We start from the raw sequence: 20,178 nt of genomic DNA on the forward strand, positions 1-20,178 counted from the left end.
GTGAAAAAGATTTTTGCATGCGCTTTATGTGTTGTCATGACAGTTAGTTTATGCAGCTGTGCAGGATGCCGGAAAAAGGAAGAAACAAAAGCGAAAGAGAAAGAAACCATTGAATTATGGCATTACTGGGATATACCGGATAATCAGAGACATCTGGAAGAGCTGGTAGAGCAGTTTAATAAGATGCAGGAGGATATTGAGATAGAAGTATCTTATATTCCGGATGAAGATTTTAAAAAACAGCTTGCCCTGGCGATGTCGGAAGAAAAGATGCCGGATATTGCCGTAGTGGACTCTTCGGACTTTCAATTTCTACATCATATGAAAGCGTTTGCTGATCTTACAGATGCTATTCCGGAATTAAAGGAATATAACGAAAAAGCATTGGAACCATGTACGATAGATGGAAGAATTTATGGGCAGCCTTTTGGTGTGAACTGTACAGGGATGTTCTATAATAAAAAACTCCTGGAAGAAAATGGATGCGAAGTTCCGGAAAGCTGGGAAGAATTTCAAGAGACAGCGGCGAAGATCAGCAATGAAGATGTAAAAGGGTTTGCGATCACTGCTTTACAGACAGAAGAAAGTATGTATGAATTTCTGCCGATCTTATGGTCAATGGGAGGGGACGTGTATAGAATTGCAGAAGAAAACAGTAAAAAAGCATTTCTTCTGCTGGATCAGATGGAAAAAGAAGGAAGTCTGAGTTTGCAGAGCATTTCTCTTACCATGGGAGATCTGACAAATCAGTTTCTAAAAGGAAAAATTGGGATCATGTTCAATTCCTCTATGGCGATTGACAGTATCAGGGAAGGAAATCCGGATCTGGAATTCGGTGTTGCACCGATTCCGGGAGGAGAGACATCGGTTTCGGTAGCCGGAGGAGAAATTCTGGCAGTAGCGGAGAATGAAAAGAAAGAGTATGCAATCCGTTTTTTAAAGTTTCTGGCAGATAAAGACCGAATGAAAGAATATATTGATGCATTTGGTTTTCTTGCACCGCGTCAGGATATTATGGAACAACAATTTGCCGAAGATCCGGAAAAGAGAACATTTATAAAAATGTATAAGGCTGCCGGGATTCGTGAGATTTCTCCGGAATGGCCACGGATTTCCCTGACCCTTTCCGATACTCTGAGACAGATACTGGTGGAGGAAGAGGATCCGCAGACAATATTGAATAAAAGTGCAGAAAAGATAGAGAAAATCGGAGCAGAGAAATGAAAAAGAAAAATCTGAGACAGATTCTGATTCCTGCATTTATTATTACGGCATGCATTCCGATCACTATTTTTACAGTGATATCGCAGGCGCGTCTGAAAAAAAGCACCCTTGATAATATGAACAATCAGGCAGAGGCAGATCTTCAGAAGTCAAATCAGTGTCTGAATATGACATTGGATAAGTATGAGACGATTCTGTATGATATCACTACGGCTGAAGACTTTTTAAATCTTGCGGTTACCGCGAAAGAATCTGCTGATATTATGGAGACAGATGCCTATAATATGCGAAGTGAATTTTCACATATCTGTAACAGAAATCAGGGTGTGGACGGGATTCAGCTGGTATTGGCAGATAGAAAAAGAATCTTTTATGACAGGCTTTCTTCTTCTTCGGTGAACAGTTCCTGGATTGAAAAGGTTGCAGTTCCGGAGACAGAAGAGATGCTGTCTTATACGATGGATCAAGAGAATGAAAATCCAGAAAGGATGTTTCATATCAGCCGTAAGGTAGTAAATTACTGGGATATCAGTGAAGATCTGGGAGAAGTGATTCTGTCAGTCGATGCAGATGAACTGAGTTCCGTGCTGGATGTTGGAAAAGGATCGGAAATATATCTGATAGATGACGGAAGGATCGTCGGAGCGGAAAATGAAAAATTACTGGGCAGGACGGAAGATATTTTAGAGACGAAAAGGGTCAGTCAAAAATCCATTACAAATACCCGGAGCGGCTGGAAAATCGTATTGTGCCAGTCGCTGAGTGAATATCAGAGAGCAATCAGAGAACAGATCGTATTCTGGTTGCTGCTGGCAGTGGCAGTGCTGCTTGTTTTTGTATTTCTGATCTATAAAGTTACAGAACCAGTCATGGTATCGGTAAATGAGATTGTAGATGCGATGAAAAATCTGGAGAAAGATAATTTCAGGGAGAAGCTTGCAATCAAAGAAAATGACAGTATAGAAATACAGAAGATATCGGAAGGCTTCAATGATATGACTGAACGGATCTATCATTTGATCGGTCAGGTGAAACAATCTGCATTGGAGCAGAAGAATGCAGAAATCTCAGCGTTGGAAGCACAGATCGATCCTCATTTTCTATATAATATCCTGGATACCATCAACTGGAAAGCCATTGAAAATGAGCAGTATGAAATCAGTGAGATGTTAGTGGCGCTTGCCGAAATCCTGCGTTATGCCATTAATGATGCAGGGGAACTGACAACGATCGAAGCGGAAAAGGTATGGCTGGAAAAGTATATTCTTCTGCAGCAGGAAAAATTAGGAGAAAAAATCGAGCTGATATTTAAAATACCGGAGGAATTGGAAACTTATAAAATTCATAAAATGCTGCTTCAGCCTTTTGTGGAAAATGCGATCAAGTACAGTTTCCGCGGATGTAAGGGCGAACACCGGCTTACCATCGAAGCTGCGAAGGCAGAAGAACAATTACATCTGATCATTGTAAATAATGGGCAGTGTATTGAGAAAGTCAGATTAAAAGAACTCAATGAAGGAACGAAGATAAAGAATCATCTCGGAATTTCCAATGTGAGAAAGCGGTTGGAACTCTATTACGGAGAAGATACAGCAGTTTATTTTGAAAATATTCTTTCGGGTGGCGTGAAAGTACATTTATTTATTCCGATACAGGGAGGAAATGACGATGCGGATAGCAGTCATTGAAGACGAGAGACCGATTCGTGAGGGACTTGTACATATTTTGAATAAAATCAGTCCGGAATACCAGGTGGTAGGAAGCGCGGAAAATGGGCGAGAAGGTTTAATTCTTCTTGAAGAACAGGATCCGGATCTGATCCTGCTTGATATCCAGATGCCGGATATGAACGGTCTGCAGATGTTAAAAGAAGCAAGAGAAAGAGGAAGTATGACTAAGGTTGTGATTCTTACGGCATACTCTGACTTTGATTATGCAAAAAAGGCAATTGCACTCGGAATAGAAAATTATCTGCTAAAGCCGGTTAATCTTACGGAACTGAAGAACACCCTTTCTAAAATCAAGGAAGAGATATTCGTAGAACAGAGAGGGAAAAATTCTCTTTCACTTGAAACGGTCATAAAAGATGCGTTAGAAGGCGAGTATGAAGAGGATTCTAGGTTAGAGGAGACGCTTTTGGAGAAATATGGGTTCTCCAGCAGAAAACAAATTTACTGTATGTATCTTTTTATGGGAAAGTATTATGATTCCGAACAAAAAGAAGCAGAGCTTTTTTTAGAAGAATTCCGGGAACATAATCCGGACAAAAAAATGTGCTGGTTATGGAGAGAGAAGAGGCAGTCTGTTTTTATCTGTTTTTATGATGTGAAAGCAAAAAAAAATTTTATACAGTATTTGAAGCAATCGGTAGTACCGGCTTTTTCTATGAGAATCCATGATCATGGGGCATTTGCGGGAAAAGAGTGTCAAGGGCTGGGAGAACTGGTGGAGATTGAAAATGCGCTGACCGAAGCATGCGGATGGCATTTAATACTTGGCAACCGGGTATTGATCAAGTGCAAAAAAATCGCGCAACTGAGGACAAAGCGTTTTACTTATCCGGCAGATCTGGAGAATCAGGCAAGGAGTGCGGTAATCCATCTGGATTATCCTGCGTTTACCCGGTGCTTTCAGCAATTTATGGAGGCAGGATTACGTGAAGTCCACAGCCCGCAGGAAATCAGAGAGGTTTGTATCCGTTTTGCTTACGCTGTGATCAATACTGCAAAAGAGTGTGGAACATTACGGGATGAAGATCTGCTTGTCCAAAAAATATTACATACGATTTTAAATGCTGTTTTCTGGGAAGAAATCATGGATGCAATGCTGGAATTATTTGTCTGCATAGAAAATGATGAAAAAAAACAGACTTCGGCAGAGCTTCTGGTACAGAAAGCTCTTTCTATTATTAAAGAATGCTACAGTGACGGAATCAATCTGGAGGAAACAGCCAGGAGACTGCATGTTACCGAACAGTATCTGGGTACACAGTTAAAAAAAGAAACAGGCTCTTCTTTTACGGAGATCATAAGGCGATATAAAATCGCACATGTAAAACAATTACTTCTGGATACGGAATTAAAGCTGAATCAGATTGCTTCAATGGCAGGTTTTTCGGATCCCAAGTACATGAGTAAGGTGTTTAAACAGGAAGTAGGAATGCTTCCGAACGAATATCGGAGGATGAATACATAATCAGTTTGTAAAATTCCTCTTTTTATAAAAAATTTCTCCTTTTTAAAAATCTGAATTTGCTATAGTAGGTTCAGAAATTGAGAAGAGGAGGAAGTAAGATGGAAGCAGTCGAAAAAATTTCCGTCGGAGTAATTAAAGAAAAAACAAAAAGTAAAGCAGTCAAAAAAGAAGCAGAAGGTATGCGGGTTTCCACCAGAGAAAAAGTCTGTTACGGAGTTGGTGATATCGGAGCAAACCTTGTGTGGACAACGGTAGCTTCATTCCTGACGATTTACTGTACAGATGTGGCAGGAATTGCAGCAGGAGTAGTCGGAACCCTGATGCTGATCGCAAGATTGTTTGATGGAGTATCCGATCTTTTTATGGGTGTTATTATCGATAAGACAAATACCAGATGGGGAAAGGCTCGTCCGTGGGTATTATGGAGTGCACCTCCGCTTGTTGTCAGTCTGATTATGATTTTTACAGTTCCGAATATCGGAGCAAACGGAAAAGCAATTTATATGCTGCTTGTATATATTTTCCTTGCAGCAGTTTGTTTTACTGCATCAAATCTTTCTTACAATACCATGCTTTCGCTGGTAACAACCGAGCAGCATGACCGAAATGTAATGAATACAATCCGGTTTGAATTTACAATGATCGCACAGCTGGTAATCAATGTGATTACGATTCCGCTGGTACATTTCCTTGGAAACGGCCAGAAGGGCTGGACCTGCATGAGTATTATTTATGCGATCGTAGCACTTGGAATGTTTATTACAACATTTGCCGGAACAAAAGAAAGATATAAACCGATCAAACCGGAAGTGACTGAAAAGAAGAAAAAACATCCGGTTAAGACTATTAAAATTCTTTGCAGCAATAAATACTTTATTCTGATCACATTAGCATTTGCAATTATTTATACATCACTCGGACTTACCGGTGGATCAAGAATTTATTATGCAAAATATGTACTTGGCAATGAGATGATCAACAGTACAATGACATTATTTAACTATATCCCAACGATCCTTACGATCATGCTGATCCCTATTTTTGCAAAAAAATTTGGAAAGATCAAAGCATTATTTGTGGGCTTCCTGTTCTATGGAGCAGGACTTATTCTTGAAATTGCAGGACCGGTCAATCTTCCGATGATTTATGGAGGACTGGTTTTACAGGGAATTGGTCATGCGGCATTGTATTCCTGCCTGTTCGCAATTGTTGGAGACGTAGTGGATTACAGTGAATGGAAAGACGGAATCCGAGAAGAAGGACTTACTTACAGTGTAACCAGCTTTGGACAGAAAATCGGAACAGGTCTTGGGACGGCAGCACTTGGATGGATCCTTGCGGCAGGAAATTATAATGGAACGGCAGCTGTTCAGCCGGACAGTGCGATCTTTGCAATTAAGAGTCTGTTCTTATATCTGCCACTGGCTATCACAGTCGTTGTTTTAATCATCTGGTATTTATTTATGGGAATCGATAAGGTATATCCGACAGTTAGAAAAGAACTGGATGAACGTAGAAAAAACGCAAAACAGAATTAGAAATATAAGATAAATAGTAATAGTAAAAGGATCGGATGGCAGTTCGCCATCCGGTCCTTTTTGTAATAGAAAATTATTTTGTCATAACGACAGCGCCATCATCCGTAATGCGGACCATGTATTCTACCTGAGCAGAAAGTCCGTCATCTTCGGTATAAACCGTCCAGTCATTGTCTTCATCAACAAAGAATTCCGGACTGCCTTCGTTGATCATTGGTTCGATGGTAAAGATCATACCCGGAACCAGAAGCATTTCGCTTCCCTTTGGTGTAACATAGCTTACCCAAGGTTCTTCGTGGAATTCAAGACCAACACCATGTCCGCCGATTTCCTCTACAACAGAATAGCCATTTGCTTTTGCATGTGAATTGATCGCATCTGCAATGTCTCCGAGATGGTTCCATGGTTTTGCCTGCGCAAGTCCAAGTTCGACACATTCCTGTGTGACACGAACCAGTTTTTCGGCACGTTCGCTGACCTTGCCGATCATAAACATACGGGATGCATCTGAGAAATATCCGTCCAGAATGGTAGATACATCCACATTGATGATATCGCCTTCTTCCAGAATAATATTTTCATCCGGAATACCATGGCAGATCTCGTTGTTAATAGAAGTACACACACTCTTTGGGAATCCCTGATAATTAAGCGGTGCCGGGATTCCGCCGTGTTCGGTTGTATAGTCATAAACTAATTTATCAATTTCGGCTGTACTCATGCCTGCGTGGATATGGGCAGCTACATGATCAAGTACGGCAGTATTGAGATCTGCACTTTTCTGGATTCCTTCAATCTGAGGAATGGTCTTGAGCATATCTCTTGTCGGAACGATTTCTCCTTTATCTGCATGATATGCGATCTTTTCTTCGATCATAAGATGGCATTTTTTGTATTTTTTTCCGCTGCCACACCAGCACAATTCATTTCTTTCCATGAGAATACCTGACTTTCTTTTATAAATTTTTACGTGCAGAGTCTGATGTGATCACAAAAAATCAGATGTATGCCTGCACTAACTGTTTCACTTCTATAATATATCCATTCCGGAACAAAAAGTCAATCTGTGCTGTGCATTTCGCCAGATGTGATTCAAAATGACAGACCAGGATGCGGTATGTATCAGTTTTGCAGCAGAACTATTGCTTGTATAGGACTCAGGAATCGGTTATAATACAAAGGGATTATAACTGAAAATAACAGACTGATCTGGAAAAGATGAACAGGGAAAGGATGGGCAATTATGTTTAGAATTGGAATGCTTACCAGTGGTGGGGATTGTCAGGCACTGAACGCAGCCATGCGAGGTGTTGTAAAAGGACTTTGTTCAAAACGAAACGATGTGGAAATTTATGGATTTCAGGATGGATATAAAGGACTTATTTATTCGAACTTTGAGATGCTGACAGCAAAAGATTTTTCGGGAATACTGACGATGGGTGGAACAATCCTCGGAACATCCAGACAGCCGTTTAAACTGATGCGCGTACCTGGACCGGATGGAATCGATAAGGTCGAAGCGATGAAGCATACTTATCACAAGTTGAACCTGAACTGCCTGGTAGTACTGGGAGGAAATGGAACCCATAAGACTGCGAATCTGTTAAGAGAAGAAGGACTGAATGTGATTACACTTCCGAAGACGATCGACAACGATCTGTGGGGAACAGATATGACATTTGGCTTTCAGAGTGCGGTAGATATCGCAACGGAAGCAATTGACAGAATCCATACAACTGCAACTTCACACAGCCGTGTATTTATTGTAGAGGTTATGGGGCATAAAGTAGGATGGGTAACACTTCATGCCGGAATCGCAGGCGGAGCAGATATTATTCTTCTCCCGGAGATCCCGTATGATGTGGATAACGTAGTGCGTGCGATCAAGAGCCGTACAGAGGCAGGAAAGCATTTTACGATCATCGCGGTTGCAGAAGGCGCGATCACAAAAGAAGATGCAGCCCTTCCGAAGAAAAAATTAAAAGAAAAACAGGAAAAGAAGGGCTATCCGTCTGTGGCATATGAGCTTGCAGAGAAGATCCAGAACCGTATGGATCAGGAGGTTCGTATCACGGTTCCGGGACATACGCAGAGAGGTGGAAGCCCGTGTCCGTATGACCGTGTGTTTGCAACCAGACTTGGAGCAGCAGCAGCAGACCTGATCTTAAAAGAGGACTACGGATATATGGTAGGAATCAAGAACGGCAACATCCGCAAGGTTCCGCTTGGAGAGGTTGCCGGAAAGCTGAAGATGGTAGATCCGAAAGCGGATATCATCAAAGAAGCCAAGATTGTCGGAATCAGTTTTGGTGATGAGTAAAGGAGTAATTTAACATGTCATATACTGCCCTGTATCGTAAATTCCGTCCTGCGGAATTTGAAGACGTAAAAGGACAAGATCATATTATCACAACGCTGAAGAATCAGATAAAGGCGGACAGGATCGGACATGCATATCTGTTCTGTGGCACAAGAGGAACCGGAAAGACAACAGTAGCGAAGATTTTTGCAAAGGCAGTCAATTGCGAGCATCCGGTAGACGGAAGTCCCTGCGGGGAATGTACCATGTGCAAAAATATTGCAGCCGGTACTTCCATGAACGTCATTGAGATCGATGCGGCTTCCAACAACGGTGTGGACAATATCCGTGAGATCAGGGAAGAGGTATCCTACCGTCCGACGGAGGGAAGATATAAGGTGTATATCATCGATGAGGTGCATATGCTTTCAATAGGTGCATTTAATGCTCTGTTAAAGACTTTGGAGGAACCTCCGGAATATGTAATCTTTATTCTTGCAACGACAGAGGCACATAAGATTCCGATCACGATTTTATCCAGATGCCAGCGCTACGATTTCAAGCGTATTACGATCGATACGATCGCAGCGCGGTTGGATGAACTGATGAAAAAAGAACAAGTTGAGGTAGAAGAAAAAGCAATCCGCTATATTGCGAAAGCGGCGGACGGATCCATGCGAGATGCACTAAGTCTTCTGGATCAGTGCATTGCGTTTTACCTCGGACAGAAGCTGACCTACGATCATGTTCTTGAGGTTCTTGGCGCGGTGGATACGGATGTGTTCAGCCGGCTTCTCAGACAGATCATCAGCCAGGATGTGGGAAAGGTACTTGCTACCGTAGAAGAGCTTGTGATGCAGGGTAGAGAACTGACGCAACTTGCGGCAGATTTTACCTGGTATCTGCGCAACCTTCTTCTGGTGAAGACTTCGGATAATATGGAAGATGTGCTGGATGTATCGACGGAGAATCTGGCGCAGCTGAAAGAGGAAGCACAGATGATCGAATCCGGGGTGCTGCTCCGGTATATCCGTATTTTTTCCGAGCTGACAAATCAGCTCAAATATGCAACACAGAAAAGAGTGCTTCTGGAAGTAACACTGATCAAGCTTTGCAAACCGCAGATGGAGAGTACGAAGGACAGTCTTCTGGACCGGATCCGTGCACTGGAAAAACAGGTAGAAGAAAGAAGTTTTGCAGTTGCGCAGCCACAGGAGAGGGTTGTTTATGTAAATGGTGAAGCACCGAAGCCACAGCCAAAACCGCAGCTTCCGAAAGCACTGAAGGAAGATGTAAAGCAGGTGACATCCAATTTCCGGAAGATTGCAAACGAAGCATCAGGAATGCTTAGAGGCTATCTGAAGCAGGCAAGACTCAGCGTGGACAATCAGGACAGACTTCTGATCGTTCTGCCGGATGAGATCAGCGCCAGCGTGGTAGGAAGCGAAGAACATAAGCAGGAATTAAAAGATCTGATTGAGAAAAAAATCGGCAAGACTGTGGAGATTGATGTGCGTCAGGTGGAGAACGGACGCCATTTTGAAGACAGTTTTGTGGATATAGAAAAAGTGATCAATATGGAGATCACGATTGAAGATGAATAATAATTAGGAGGATTTATAGTTATGGCAAAAAGAGGAGGATTTCCAGGAGGCGGAATGCCGGGAAATATGGCAAATTTAATGAAGCAGGCTCAGAAGATGCAGAAGCAGATGGAAGAGCAGGCAAAAGAGATGGAAGAGAAAAGTTTTACAGCAACTGCAGGCGGCGGAGCTGTAGAAGTGACCGTAAGCGGTAAAAAAGAAGTCCAGAAAGTAAAACTTCAGGAAGAAGTTGTGGATCCGGATGATGTAGAGATGCTGGAAGACCTGATCATGGCAGCAGTCAATGAAGCACTTCGTCAGGTCGATGAGGCAAATACTTCCGCTATGAGCAAGCTGACTGGCGGACTTGGCGGAATGCCGGGAATGTTCTAGAACGGGAGTGTAAAAGATGGATTATTACAGCAGTCAGATCAGTAAACTGATCGAAGAATTATCAAGACTGCCTGGTATCGGAGCAAAGTCAGCCGGAAGGCTGGCTTTTCATATCATTAATATGCCGAAGGAACAGGTAGAACAGCTTGCAGCGACACTGGTAGATGCAAGAAATAATGTAAGATACTGCAAGCAATGCTGCACGCTTACTGACAAAGAATTATGCCCGATCTGTGCCAGCGAGGAGCGGGATCATAAGACGATCATGGTTGTGGAAAATTCCCGAGATCTTGCAGCTTATGAAAAGACTGGAAAATATAACGGTGTGTACCATGTACTTCATGGCGCAATTTCCCCGATGCTTGGGATCGGACCTGGAGATATCCGGCTAAAAGAGCTGATGGAGCGCCTTCAGGGGGATGTGGATGAAGTGATCATCGCAACCAATTCCAGCCTGGAAGGGGAGACTACTGCGATGTATATCAGCAAACTGATCAAGCCGACAGGAATCAAGATCAGTCGGATCGCAAGCGGCGTGCCGGTCGGCGGCGATCTGGAATATATTGATGAAGTGACGCTTCTGCGTGCACTGGAAGGACGTACAGCACTTTAGGTGACTTAACGTGACTTAAGGACTGCGAGGAGTGCCGGAAACGTATGCATTTGAAAGAAGTAAAGATATGAGAAAGAAGAAAGTAACCTCTTCGGATATCGCACATGCGGCAGGTGTGTCGCAGGCAACGGTATCCATGATCCTGAATAAAAAATATAATGTATCATTTTCAAAAGAAACGATCCGTAAAGTGGAACAGATCGCAGAAGAGATGGGATACGAAGTACCGAAAAGAAAGACACGCAGAGAAAGCAGGAAAGAAAAACTGATTGTCGTATTTTGTTCCAACCTCACGAACCCTTATTATGTTATGTTGCTTCAGGGGATTGAATCCCGTGCAAAGGAGCAGGGATATGGACTGTTTGTGTGCAATACCCAGAGGGATCTGAAGATGGAAGAGCGGTATCTCAGGATGATGCATGAGCTGAAACCGCTTGGCATTATCTATACCTGCAATCCAAGCCATTGTTTTATGGATACGATAGAAGAGTTGGCAGAAAAAATTCCGATCGTAATTATCAATAACCAGAATGAGCATCTGAATGTAGATGCAGTGGAACTGGATAATTCCAAACTCGGAAGGATGATGGCAAAGCATCTTCTGGATCTGGGGCATCGGAAAGTAGCGTATATTGCGCCACCTCTTACAACCAGACAGAAGCAGCGATCCAAAAGGGTGGAAGGATTTCTGAAAGAATTTGATGCTGTTGGATTAAAAGGCAATGTGATCATCAAGGCAGCAAATGAGTCGATCGATATGAGCATCCCGAATATCGATTCGGAGTATAAGATCGGATATGATCTGACGAAAGAGCTTTTGAGAGAGCATAATGATATTACTGCGATCGTCGGATTAAATGATATGATCGCATTTGGAATCCTGGATGCACTTCACGAAGAAAAATATAAAGTTCCGGCAGATATTTCCGTAATGGGATGTGATAATACACTGTTTGCGAAGATGCATAAGGTGTCGCTGACAACGATCGAGCATTTTGTCGTTTTCAAAGGGCGGGATGCCTGTGATATCATTATGAAAAAGATTCTTTCTCAGAACAGCCAGTATTCAGAGATCCAGCCGATCAGCACCTACCATGTAGAATATGAACCTCGTCTGATCGTTCGTGGAACGACGTCTTATGCGAAAACAAAAAAAGGGAAAAATTAGTTTAAATTCAAAAAATATTAGTAATATTTCATAGTTTATGTCTCTGAAAACGCTATAAAATAAAGAATTATCCAAAAACGGTATCAAAAAATTACTAATAAAATAGTTAATATTAATGTGAAAAATTACTAATAAAAACATATGGCTATTGACCTGTCAGAGTAAATTGCGATATAATTTAACCAAGTCAGGCAATCAGATAAAAAGAGAGATTCCTGATAACGGGAAATACGAATTTTCATGTTCATAAGGAGGAAAACGAAATGAGATTTTTCATCGACACAGCAAATGTGGAAGACATTAAAAAAGCTAACGATATGGGAGTTATCTGCGGAGTTACAACAAATCCGTCACTGATCGCAAAAGAGGGACGTGATTTTAAAGAAGTTATCGCAGAGATCGCATCTATCGTAGACGGACCGATCAGTGGAGAAGTAAAAGCAACAACTACTGATGCAGAAGGTATGATTGCAGAAGGTAGAGAAATCGCTAAGATCCATCCGAACATGGTAGTTAAAATTCCGATGACTGTAGAAGGACTGAAAGCTTGTAAAGCTCTTACAGCTGAAGGAATCAAGACAAATGTAACACTGGTATTCACAGCAAACCAGGCACTTCTTGCAGCAAGAGCAGGGGCTACATATGTATCGCCGTTCCTTGGACGTCTGGATGATATTTCTGTACGTGGAACAGAACTGATCGAAGAAATCGCTGAGATGTTTGCAGCGGCCGGAGATATTGATACACAGATCATCTGCGCGAGCGTCCGTAACCCAATGCACGTTACAGAATGTGCACTTGCAGGTGCTGATATTGCAACTGTTCCTTACAAAGTAATTGAACAGATGACACATCATCCGCTTACAGATGCTGGTATCGCAAAATTCCAGGCTGATTACAAAGCAGTATTCGGAGAATAAAATTTACAATCGGAATAATTTACTGTCGGAAGAGCACTAATCTGCGCTTCCGACAAAGTGACTAAAAATAAACTATTTCAGGAGGCATATTTTCATGAACAAGTCAGAACTTATGAAAACTGCAAATGAAATCCGTAAGAGCATCGTGACAGCAGTACACGCTGCCAAATCCGGACATCCGGGCGGATCTCTGTCAGCAGCAGACATCTACACATATTTATATTTTGAAGAGTTAAATATCGATCCTAAGGATCCTAAGAAAGCAGACCGCGACCGTTTCGTTCTTTCCAAAGGACATACAGCTCCGGGATACTATTCTGCACTGGCACACAGAGGATTCTTCCCGGTAGAAGACCTCAAGACACTTCGTCATACAGGATCTTACCTTCAGGGACATCCGGATATGAAGCACATCCCGGGTGTTGATATGTCAAGTGGATCTCTGGGACAGGGAATCTCAGCAGCAGTAGGTATGGCTATTTCTGCAAAACTGAGTAATGATGACTATCGTGTATACACACTTCTCGGAGATGGAGAAATTCAGGAAGGACAGGTTTGGGAAGCTTCTATGTTAGCAGGCTTCAGAAAACTGGACAATCTGGTAGTAATTGTAGATAATAACAACCTTCAGATTGACGGACGTATTGATGAAGTTAACTCACCATACCCGATCGACAAGAAATTTGAAGCATTCAACTTCCACGTAATCAATATCGATGGACATGATTTTGATCAGATTGCAGCTGCTTTCAAAGAAGCAAAAGAAACAAAAGGAATGCCGACAGCTATTATTGCCAAGACCATAAAAGGTAAAGGTGTTTCTTTCATGGAAGACCAGGCTGGATGGCATGGAAAAGCTCCGAATGATGAAGAATATAAGATCGCTATGGAAGATTTAGAGAAAGCAGGTGAAGCATTATGTCAGAAGTAAAGAAAATCGCAACAAGAGAAAGCTATGGTAATGCTTTAGTTGAACTTGGAAAACTGCATGATGATGTAGTAGTACTTGATGCTGACCTTGCCGGAGCTACAAAGACAGGAATGTTTAAGAAAGCATTCCCGGAAAGATTTATCGACTGTGGTATCGCAGAAGGCAACATGATCGGAGTTGCAGCTGGTATCGCTACAACAGGCAAAGTTCCGTTTGCAAGTACATTTGCAATGTTTGCAGCAGGACGTGCATTCGAACAGGTTCGTAACTCTGTCGGATATCCGAAGAACAATGTTAAGATCGGTGCTACACATGCAGGTATTTCCGTTGGTGAAGATGGTGCTACCCATCAGTGCAACGAAGATATCGCTCTTATGAGAACAATCCCAGGTATGGTAGTGATCAGCCCGGCAGATGATGTAGAAGCAAGAGCAGCTGTATTTGCAGCATATGAACATCAGGGACCGGTATATATGCGTTTCGGAAGACTTGCAGTGCCGGTAATCAATGATAATCCGGATTATAAGTTTGAGATCGGAAAAGGAATCGTACTTCGCGAAGGTAAAGATGTAACAATCGTTGCAACAGGACTTGAAGTGAGCGAATCTCTTGCAGCAGCTGAAAAGCTTGCAGCAGACGGAATCGATGCAAAAGTAATCAATATCCATACGATCAAACCTATTGATGAAGAACTTATTGTTGCAGCAGCAAAAGAGACAGGAAAAGTTGTTACCGTAGAAGAACATTCTGTTATCGGTGGACTTGGAAGTGCTGTATGTGATGTGCTTTCTGAAAAACTTCCTACACCTGTTCTGAAGATTGGTGTTATGGATACGTTCGGGGAATCTGGTCCGGCAGTTGAACTGATCAAGAAATACGGACTTGATGCAGACAGCATCTGCGAAAAAGTAAAAGCATTTGTAAAATAATAAAAAAGGATTCTGAGAATCTATAATAAAAATGCCAGAACCGGTGTAAATCGGGACTGGCATTTTTGTTATGGATGAAAGGAAAGTTCTTGATCCGCTGTGGGAGTGAGAAGGATACAGCACCAGACCAGTGGCACTATAACCAGTTATATTTTGAGAGTGGCATATTTCCCGTTCTAGGAAAATATTTTCCGTATAATACAGCTTACAAGTCCAATTCCGCATAATGGAAGAAGGATTCCTTTCAGACTTCCATACAGCTGCAGACCGCCGGCAAGACCGGTCAGTGGTGATGGAGAAGAAGGAATCAGATTCCAGAATATTCCGGCAGCAATTACAGTTATACCGATGAACAGGAAAGAGAAAAGCCCCCGTCCGGTATCGACACGCTTTGTACCCCTGTCTCCATAAGCACATGGTCCGGTCAGCGCCCACAGGAAGAAAATAATCTCCATAATCAGCAGAAATGCTGCGACGCCAAGGAAGGCACCGAGCGTATAATTCTTGGCATTTACCGCTGTGGCAAGTGAACCATATACTGGATAACAGCTCCAGAAATTCTTGAAAATATTAAATGCAATTACGGCGATCATCAGAAGCGTTACGCCACGGGCTCCGGTCTGCAGGAGTTTGCCGGTTATTTTTGCGCCTGTCTGCACGGTCTTTTTCACCGGAGTGGTGATGATCGAAGCGGATGGAGTGGAACGCTTTTTCCCGGAAGCTTTTGAACTGCCGTTTCCAGAGTTTCCGGAAGTACGTTTCCGGGCTTTTTTAGACCGCTCCTTTCGTGAATCCTCTGAAGGATCTTCGGAGGAAGAGTGTTCCTTCTTTTTTACTTCCTCGCTTTTGTTGGTTTTATTTACATCTCTTTGAGATTTCTTTTTACGCCTTTTTACGGTATCCCGATCCGGTACGTCATCCAGATCAATGATATCAAAGTCAGTATCGTCTGACAGGTCTTCATAAATTTGTTTCATGTTACAATCAGCCTCCTCATTTTTGTTTCGCCCTATTTTATACCAGGAATTTGAAAGAAACAATATGAATCACAGAAACATCACAAAATCATAAGGAATTCTTTAGAAAAGAATGAGGTGGAACAAAAGAAATTTTGGTATACTTAAAGTACGCCGGGAAAAGGAACACGGCAGAAAAAAGAGGATACCCAAAATGGAAAAATTACAGGAAACGATAACTGAATTAAATGATAAATTAAAAAAGGAAAATAAAACACCGGAGGAGCAGGATGCAGAATTTGAGCAGTTTTATGAATGCATCAAAGATATCGCAACCCATCCGGTAGTGCTGAGAATGAAGCTTTATCCGCATCATGGAGTGACAAACTGTTATCAGCACTGTCTTCATGTTTCTTACTATAATTATATCTGGTGTAAGGCACTTGGACTGGATGCAAGGTCAGCAGCGCGTGCGGGAATGCTGCATGATTTGTTTTTGTACGACTGGCATACCCATGCAAAGCGGACAGGGGATCATTTTCATGGGATGACGCATCCGAAAAGAGCGCTCATGAACGCAGAGAAATTTTTTGATCTGAATAGCATCGAACGGGATATTATCATCAACCATATGTGGCCGGTCACACTTTTTTCTGTGCCGCGGACAAAAGAAGGATGGATTACGACACTTGCTGACAAGTATTGCGGCAGTTTTGAGACTGCACAGCGGAAGGAGAGCGATCCGGTAAAGAAAAAACGGGGAATGGACAGGATTGTCGAACGATTTTCCTATTTAGTAGACACAAAGCGATAAAAAGTGTGCTTTCCATATGATACGATAGCCTAAACTACAAAATATGCAGAATGAGGTGAGAGTATTATGGAAAACAAATTTCCAAAAAATGTACGTCAGATAGGAAATGTGAGTGATACTCCGAAGATTTACGTGGAAGATTATGTAGATACATTTCTGAATCAGATTTGTGATAAAGCAGATAAGGAACAGGCAGGTGCATTTCTGGTCGGTAAAAAAGAAGTAACAGAAGGTCAGGAGTGTCTCTATATTTTTGGCGCGATCTGCATGGAATTTTCCGATGATGAAAATGAAATCATTTCACAGGAGAATTTTGAAAAAGCAGAGCAGGAGAAAAAGGAATATTTTGAAGAGGGTACGATGATTGGTTGGATGCTCTGCAGACCGGGCGCGCGAATGGTGATAGATACGAAGATATTCAATACCCATGAAAAATATTTTTCCGAAAGAAATACTATTTTTATATTAAAAGATAATGCAGAGGTGGAAGAACAGTATTATTGTTACAAATATAAAGAGCTGATGCAGATTGGCGGGCATTATGTTTATTATGAAAAAAATGCTGCAATGCAGAGTTATATGATTACGGCACGGAAAAAGATTGGCGTGACACCCAGCGAAGTTGTGGAAGATAAGGCTGCAAAAGATTTTCGCAACCTTGTAAAAGAAAGATTTGAGGCGCAGGAGCAGAAGAAAACTTCCAGGCTGACATACGTGGCGAGCGTGTTTCTGGTAATTGTGGTTCTGATTATGGGCGTGACAACCCTGAACAATTATGGGAAAATGAAAAGTGTCCAGTCATCCCTGGAATTTATACGTAATTCGATCATGAAGCAGGGCGAGGAAAAAACGCAGAAAACCAGTGGCACAGTAAAAGAAGCAAATGAGCAACAAAATGAGAATACCGTTCAGTCAGAGCAGACGAATGATCCGCAGACAGAGGAACAGCAGGATCCGATGCCACAGCAGGGAGAGGGCTCTGATTCTGCTTCGACAGAGGAAGAAAAGGTCGATGATTCTTCGATGAGCGCAATGCAGGAAATGAGTGAAGATATTTATATTGTAGAAAAAGGCGATACGCTAGCCAAAATCAGCAAGAAAGTATACGGGGATAGTGGACATGTAGATGCGATCTGCAGAATGAACGGGTTGTCGGACGGAAACCTGATTTTTATCGGACAGAAATTGATTCTGCCGTAGTTTTCTGTACATATGAATAAAAACTGTGGTATACTAACAACAAACTAACGACAGGAAAAGGACAGGTTATGGATGTGATAGTAAAGGTACGTGATCCGGACGAAAACCTGGAAGAGAAGATAAAGGCGTACAAAGTAAAAAAGAGAATAAAGACGGCGGTAACGATTTTGGCGTTTGTGTTTGCACTGATCAGCAGCTATCTGCTTGTGAAATTGCAGACATATACAAGCTTACGGACTCTGCAAAGCTATAAAAATAAAGAGACAGAATCAAGTGATCTGAAATATTTGCAATATGCAGACGGAATGCTCAAATATGGACGGGATGGAATTGCGTATATCAATAAAAAAGGTGTAGAGCAGTGGAACCAGTCTTATCAGATTAAGGATCCGGTTATCAATGTGTCGGGAAAAGCGATGGCGGTCGCAGAGCGCGGTGGAAATGATATTTATGTTATGGATGAAAAAGGCGCGAAGGGAGAAATCCATACGAATTATCCGATCGAGAAGATAGCTGTTGCGGAAAATGGAATTGTCAGTACGATTTTAAATAACGAAAATTCACCAATGGTTGTGTGCTATGATGCGACAGGAAATGTACTGGTAGAGCACAGAGCTTCACTTACCGGAACCGGATACCCGATTGGAATCGCACTTTCGCCGAACGGAACGAGACTTCAGATTTCATATTTGTGTGTAGCGGATGGTGTCGAGGCAACAAGAGTCGGATACCTGAATTTTGATAATACAGAAGAAGCAAACAAAGAATATCAGGTTGCTGATGATGTTTACAAAAACACAATTGTTCCGACTTCGTTTTTTATAGATGAGAAGAAGTCTGTACTGGTCGGAGATCAGTCGTTTATGATCTATAAGGAAACGGACAAGCCGAAGCTTTCTAAAACAGTAAAGCTGGATAAGCAGATTAAAAGCTTTTTCCATGACGATGAATATCTTGGGTTCATACTGAAAGAAGAAAGCGGAGAATATGAGCTTCGCCTGTATGATATGGAAGGAAATCAGAAATTATCTAAAACATTTACCGGGGAATATGGAAATGTAAAGATTGCAGATGGAAATGTTATCATGTATGATGGGACTTCTTGCCTGATTTATTCCAAGCTTGGTGTGAAGCAATTTGAAGGAACGACAGAATATGAGATAAAAGAAGTAATTCCGGTTTTCGGAATCAATAAGTACCTGGTGATGAATGCAGACGGACTTGCAGAGGTACGGCTTGTAAAATAGGAGTAGAGTATGGAAGTAAATATTTTATTGGTAATTGTCGGGGGCATTATAGCAATAGGAGCCATTGTAGGATTTGCCAAAGGTGCTGTCAGGATTGCTGTATCGCTTGGGGCGACGATCCTTACACTGGCGGTTGTGTATTTTGCAACGCCGTATGTCAGCAAGGCAATTTATTCGCTTACACCGATTGATGAGATGGTAGAACAGCAGTGTATAAAAACGATGACAAAAGCCTTCACGGGAGAAGCGGATACAAATTCGGGATTTACGGAAGAGCAGGTACGGGGAATCCTCTCGGCGGCAGGTGTATCTGAGCAGACATTGGAAGCAGCAGGAATTACCGTGGAAGATATTGTAAATGGTAATGTGTCAGATGAGATGCTGCAGCAGTATGGAATTTCACCAAATATCTTCGATGGACATGTGCCAACGGAAGAGGCAGAGCAGTCAATCATGGAGGCTGAGGTTCCAAAGCAAATGCAGATAGTGGCAATCGAGGGGGCAGATCTTCCGGATGTATTTAAGAATCTTCTTCTGGAAAATAATAACAGTGAAGTTTATCAGAAGCTTGGGGTAACGACATTTGCGGAATATGTAAGCAAATATTTTGCAAAGCTGGTTATCGAGATTGTCGCGTTTCTGGTAACATTCCTGTTTGCAACCATTGTGATAAGAGCGGTTGTGTTTGCGCTTGATTTTGTGACAGCACTTCCGGTTCTGGGAATTCTGAACAGGCTGGCAGGAGTTCTGGTAGGGTCGACGATTTCATTTATTATAGTAGGGATCCTGTTTATCGTAATTACGCTTCTGTATACAACAACGATAGGAAAGCAGGCAATGGGAATGATCAGAGAAGATCAGATCCTTAGTTTTTTATATGATAATAATATAATTATGAAAATTGCAACAATGTTGAGATAAAAGGCTTGACAATAGAAACTGATAATGGTATCATAAAAATCTATCACGGAAAAGTGATGGGTTTTTATTTATAATAAGGGATGTAAGGTAGCCTTTGAAAATAAAAATAAAAACCTCAAAAAATGTGTTGACAAAACAAAATACACATGATATTATATAGAGGTTGTCGCTAATAAAAATAAAAAGCGACAAAAAATAATTTAAAAAAGTTGTTGACAAACATGAAACACTTTGATATAATATAAAA

18 protein-coding genes are annotated in these 20,178 nt (G+C 41.8%); 16 read left to right on the forward strand and 2 right to left on the reverse strand.

The genetic code is table 11. The annotated features are described in order from the left end of the window. From PGQ33_RS12250 to PGQ33_RS12265, 4 genes are all read left to right on the forward strand, one after another. Positions 1-1,224 carry an ABC transporter substrate-binding protein gene (locus PGQ33_RS12250; protein WP_243000058.1) on the forward strand — a complete coding sequence of 408 codons (1,224 nt, stop codon included), beginning with the start codon at positions 1-3 and terminating at the stop codon, positions 1,222-1,224. Beyond that, a complete protein-coding gene (locus tag PGQ33_RS12255; RefSeq protein WP_008370994.1) occupies positions 1,221-2,912 on the forward strand; it encodes a sensor histidine kinase in 1,692 nt (563 codons plus the stop codon). Before PGQ33_RS12250 ends, PGQ33_RS12255 begins: the two co-directional genes overlap by 4 nt. Then, positions 2,893-4,419 carry a response regulator gene (locus PGQ33_RS12260; RefSeq protein ID WP_270205820.1) on the forward strand — a complete coding sequence of 509 codons (1,527 nt, stop codon included), beginning with the start codon at positions 2,893-2,895 and terminating at the stop codon, positions 4,417-4,419. The genes PGQ33_RS12255 and PGQ33_RS12260 overlap by 20 nt, the downstream gene beginning before the upstream one ends. A gap of 98 nt (positions 4,420-4,517) precedes the next feature. After that, positions 4,518-5,957 carry an MFS transporter gene (locus tag PGQ33_RS12265; RefSeq protein WP_117835928.1) on the forward strand — a complete coding sequence of 480 codons (1,440 nt, stop codon included), beginning with the start codon at positions 4,518-4,520 and terminating at the stop codon, positions 5,955-5,957. 73 nt (positions 5,958-6,030) lie between these two features. On the opposite strand, the gene PGQ33_RS12270 is transcribed toward PGQ33_RS12265, so the two are convergent. Then, complete coding sequence (locus tag PGQ33_RS12270; RefSeq protein WP_055249318.1) at positions 6,031-6,894, reverse strand: methionyl aminopeptidase; 864 nt, start codon at positions 6,892-6,894, stop codon at positions 6,031-6,033. Positions 6,895-7,200: 306 nt separating this feature from the next. On the opposite strand from PGQ33_RS12270, the gene PGQ33_RS12275 reads away from it, so the two are divergent. From PGQ33_RS12275 to PGQ33_RS12310, 8 genes are all read left to right on the forward strand, one after another. Continuing rightward, on the forward strand, positions 7,201-8,277 hold the full coding sequence (locus PGQ33_RS12275) for a 6-phosphofructokinase (RefSeq protein WP_270205821.1): 1,077 nt from the start codon (positions 7,201-7,203) through the stop codon (positions 8,275-8,277). 14 nt (positions 8,278-8,291) lie between these two features. Then, positions 8,292-9,860, forward strand: a complete 1,569-nt coding sequence (dnaX, locus tag PGQ33_RS12280; protein WP_270205822.1) for a DNA polymerase III subunit gamma/tau — start codon at positions 8,292-8,294, stop codon at positions 9,858-9,860. 21 nt (positions 9,861-9,881) lie between these two features. Beyond that, positions 9,882-10,232 (forward strand): YbaB/EbfC family nucleoid-associated protein, encoded by a 351-nt coding sequence (locus PGQ33_RS12285; protein ID WP_022220696.1) that lies wholly within the window; start codon positions 9,882-9,884, stop codon positions 10,230-10,232. Positions 10,233-10,248: 16 nt separating this feature from the next. Continuing rightward, complete coding sequence (recR, locus tag PGQ33_RS12290; protein WP_270205823.1) at positions 10,249-10,845, forward strand: recombination mediator RecR; 597 nt, start codon at positions 10,249-10,251, stop codon at positions 10,843-10,845. Between the two features lie 67 nt (positions 10,846-10,912). After that, positions 10,913-12,013 carry a LacI family DNA-binding transcriptional regulator gene (locus PGQ33_RS12295; RefSeq protein ID WP_195255219.1) on the forward strand — a complete coding sequence of 367 codons (1,101 nt, stop codon included), beginning with the start codon at positions 10,913-10,915 and terminating at the stop codon, positions 12,011-12,013. Between the two features lie 263 nt (positions 12,014-12,276). Further along, positions 12,277-12,933, forward strand: a complete 657-nt coding sequence (gene fsa / locus PGQ33_RS12300) for a fructose-6-phosphate aldolase (protein WP_008370963.1) — start codon at positions 12,277-12,279, stop codon at positions 12,931-12,933. 94 nt (positions 12,934-13,027) lie between these two features. After that, on the forward strand, positions 13,028-13,864 hold the full coding sequence (locus PGQ33_RS12305; protein ID WP_055158468.1) for a transketolase: 837 nt from the start codon (positions 13,028-13,030) through the stop codon (positions 13,862-13,864). Continuing rightward, positions 13,852-14,793, forward strand: coding sequence for a transketolase family protein (locus PGQ33_RS12310; protein ID WP_022220697.1), 942 nt, complete (start codon positions 13,852-13,854; stop codon positions 14,791-14,793). The genes PGQ33_RS12305 and PGQ33_RS12310 overlap by 13 nt, the downstream gene beginning before the upstream one ends. Positions 14,794-14,969: 176 nt before the next feature. On the opposite strand, the gene PGQ33_RS12315 is transcribed toward PGQ33_RS12310, so the two are convergent. Then, on the reverse strand, positions 14,970-15,770 hold the full coding sequence (locus PGQ33_RS12315; protein ID WP_118199585.1) for a hypothetical protein: 801 nt from the start codon (positions 15,768-15,770) through the stop codon (positions 14,970-14,972). A 193-nt stretch (positions 15,771-15,963) separates the two neighbouring features. Between PGQ33_RS12315 and PGQ33_RS12320 the strand changes: the two genes are divergently transcribed. From PGQ33_RS12320 to PGQ33_RS12335, 4 genes are all read left to right on the forward strand, one after another. Further along, positions 15,964-16,563, forward strand: a complete 600-nt coding sequence (locus tag PGQ33_RS12320) for an HD domain-containing protein (protein WP_117836386.1) — start codon at positions 15,964-15,966, stop codon at positions 16,561-16,563. 66 nt (positions 16,564-16,629) lie between these two features. Next, on the forward strand, positions 16,630-17,763 hold the full coding sequence (locus PGQ33_RS12325; protein ID WP_118199587.1) for a LysM peptidoglycan-binding domain-containing protein: 1,134 nt from the start codon (positions 16,630-16,632) through the stop codon (positions 17,761-17,763). A 68-nt stretch (positions 17,764-17,831) separates the two neighbouring features. Further along, entirely contained in the window at positions 17,832-19,010 is a 1,179-nt protein-coding gene (locus PGQ33_RS12330) for a DUF5711 family protein (RefSeq protein WP_118199588.1), read from the forward strand. A gap of 9 nt (positions 19,011-19,019) precedes the next feature. Beyond that, positions 19,020-19,931, forward strand: coding sequence for a CvpA family protein (locus PGQ33_RS12335; protein ID WP_270205824.1), 912 nt, complete (start codon positions 19,020-19,022; stop codon positions 19,929-19,931). The last annotated feature ends 247 nt before the right edge of the window (positions 19,932-20,178 follow it).

This window comes from Coprococcus sp. AM100_B19A (assembly GCF_027662015.1).
GTDB lineage: Bacteria > Bacillota > Clostridia > Lachnospirales > Lachnospiraceae > Allocoprococcus > Allocoprococcus comes.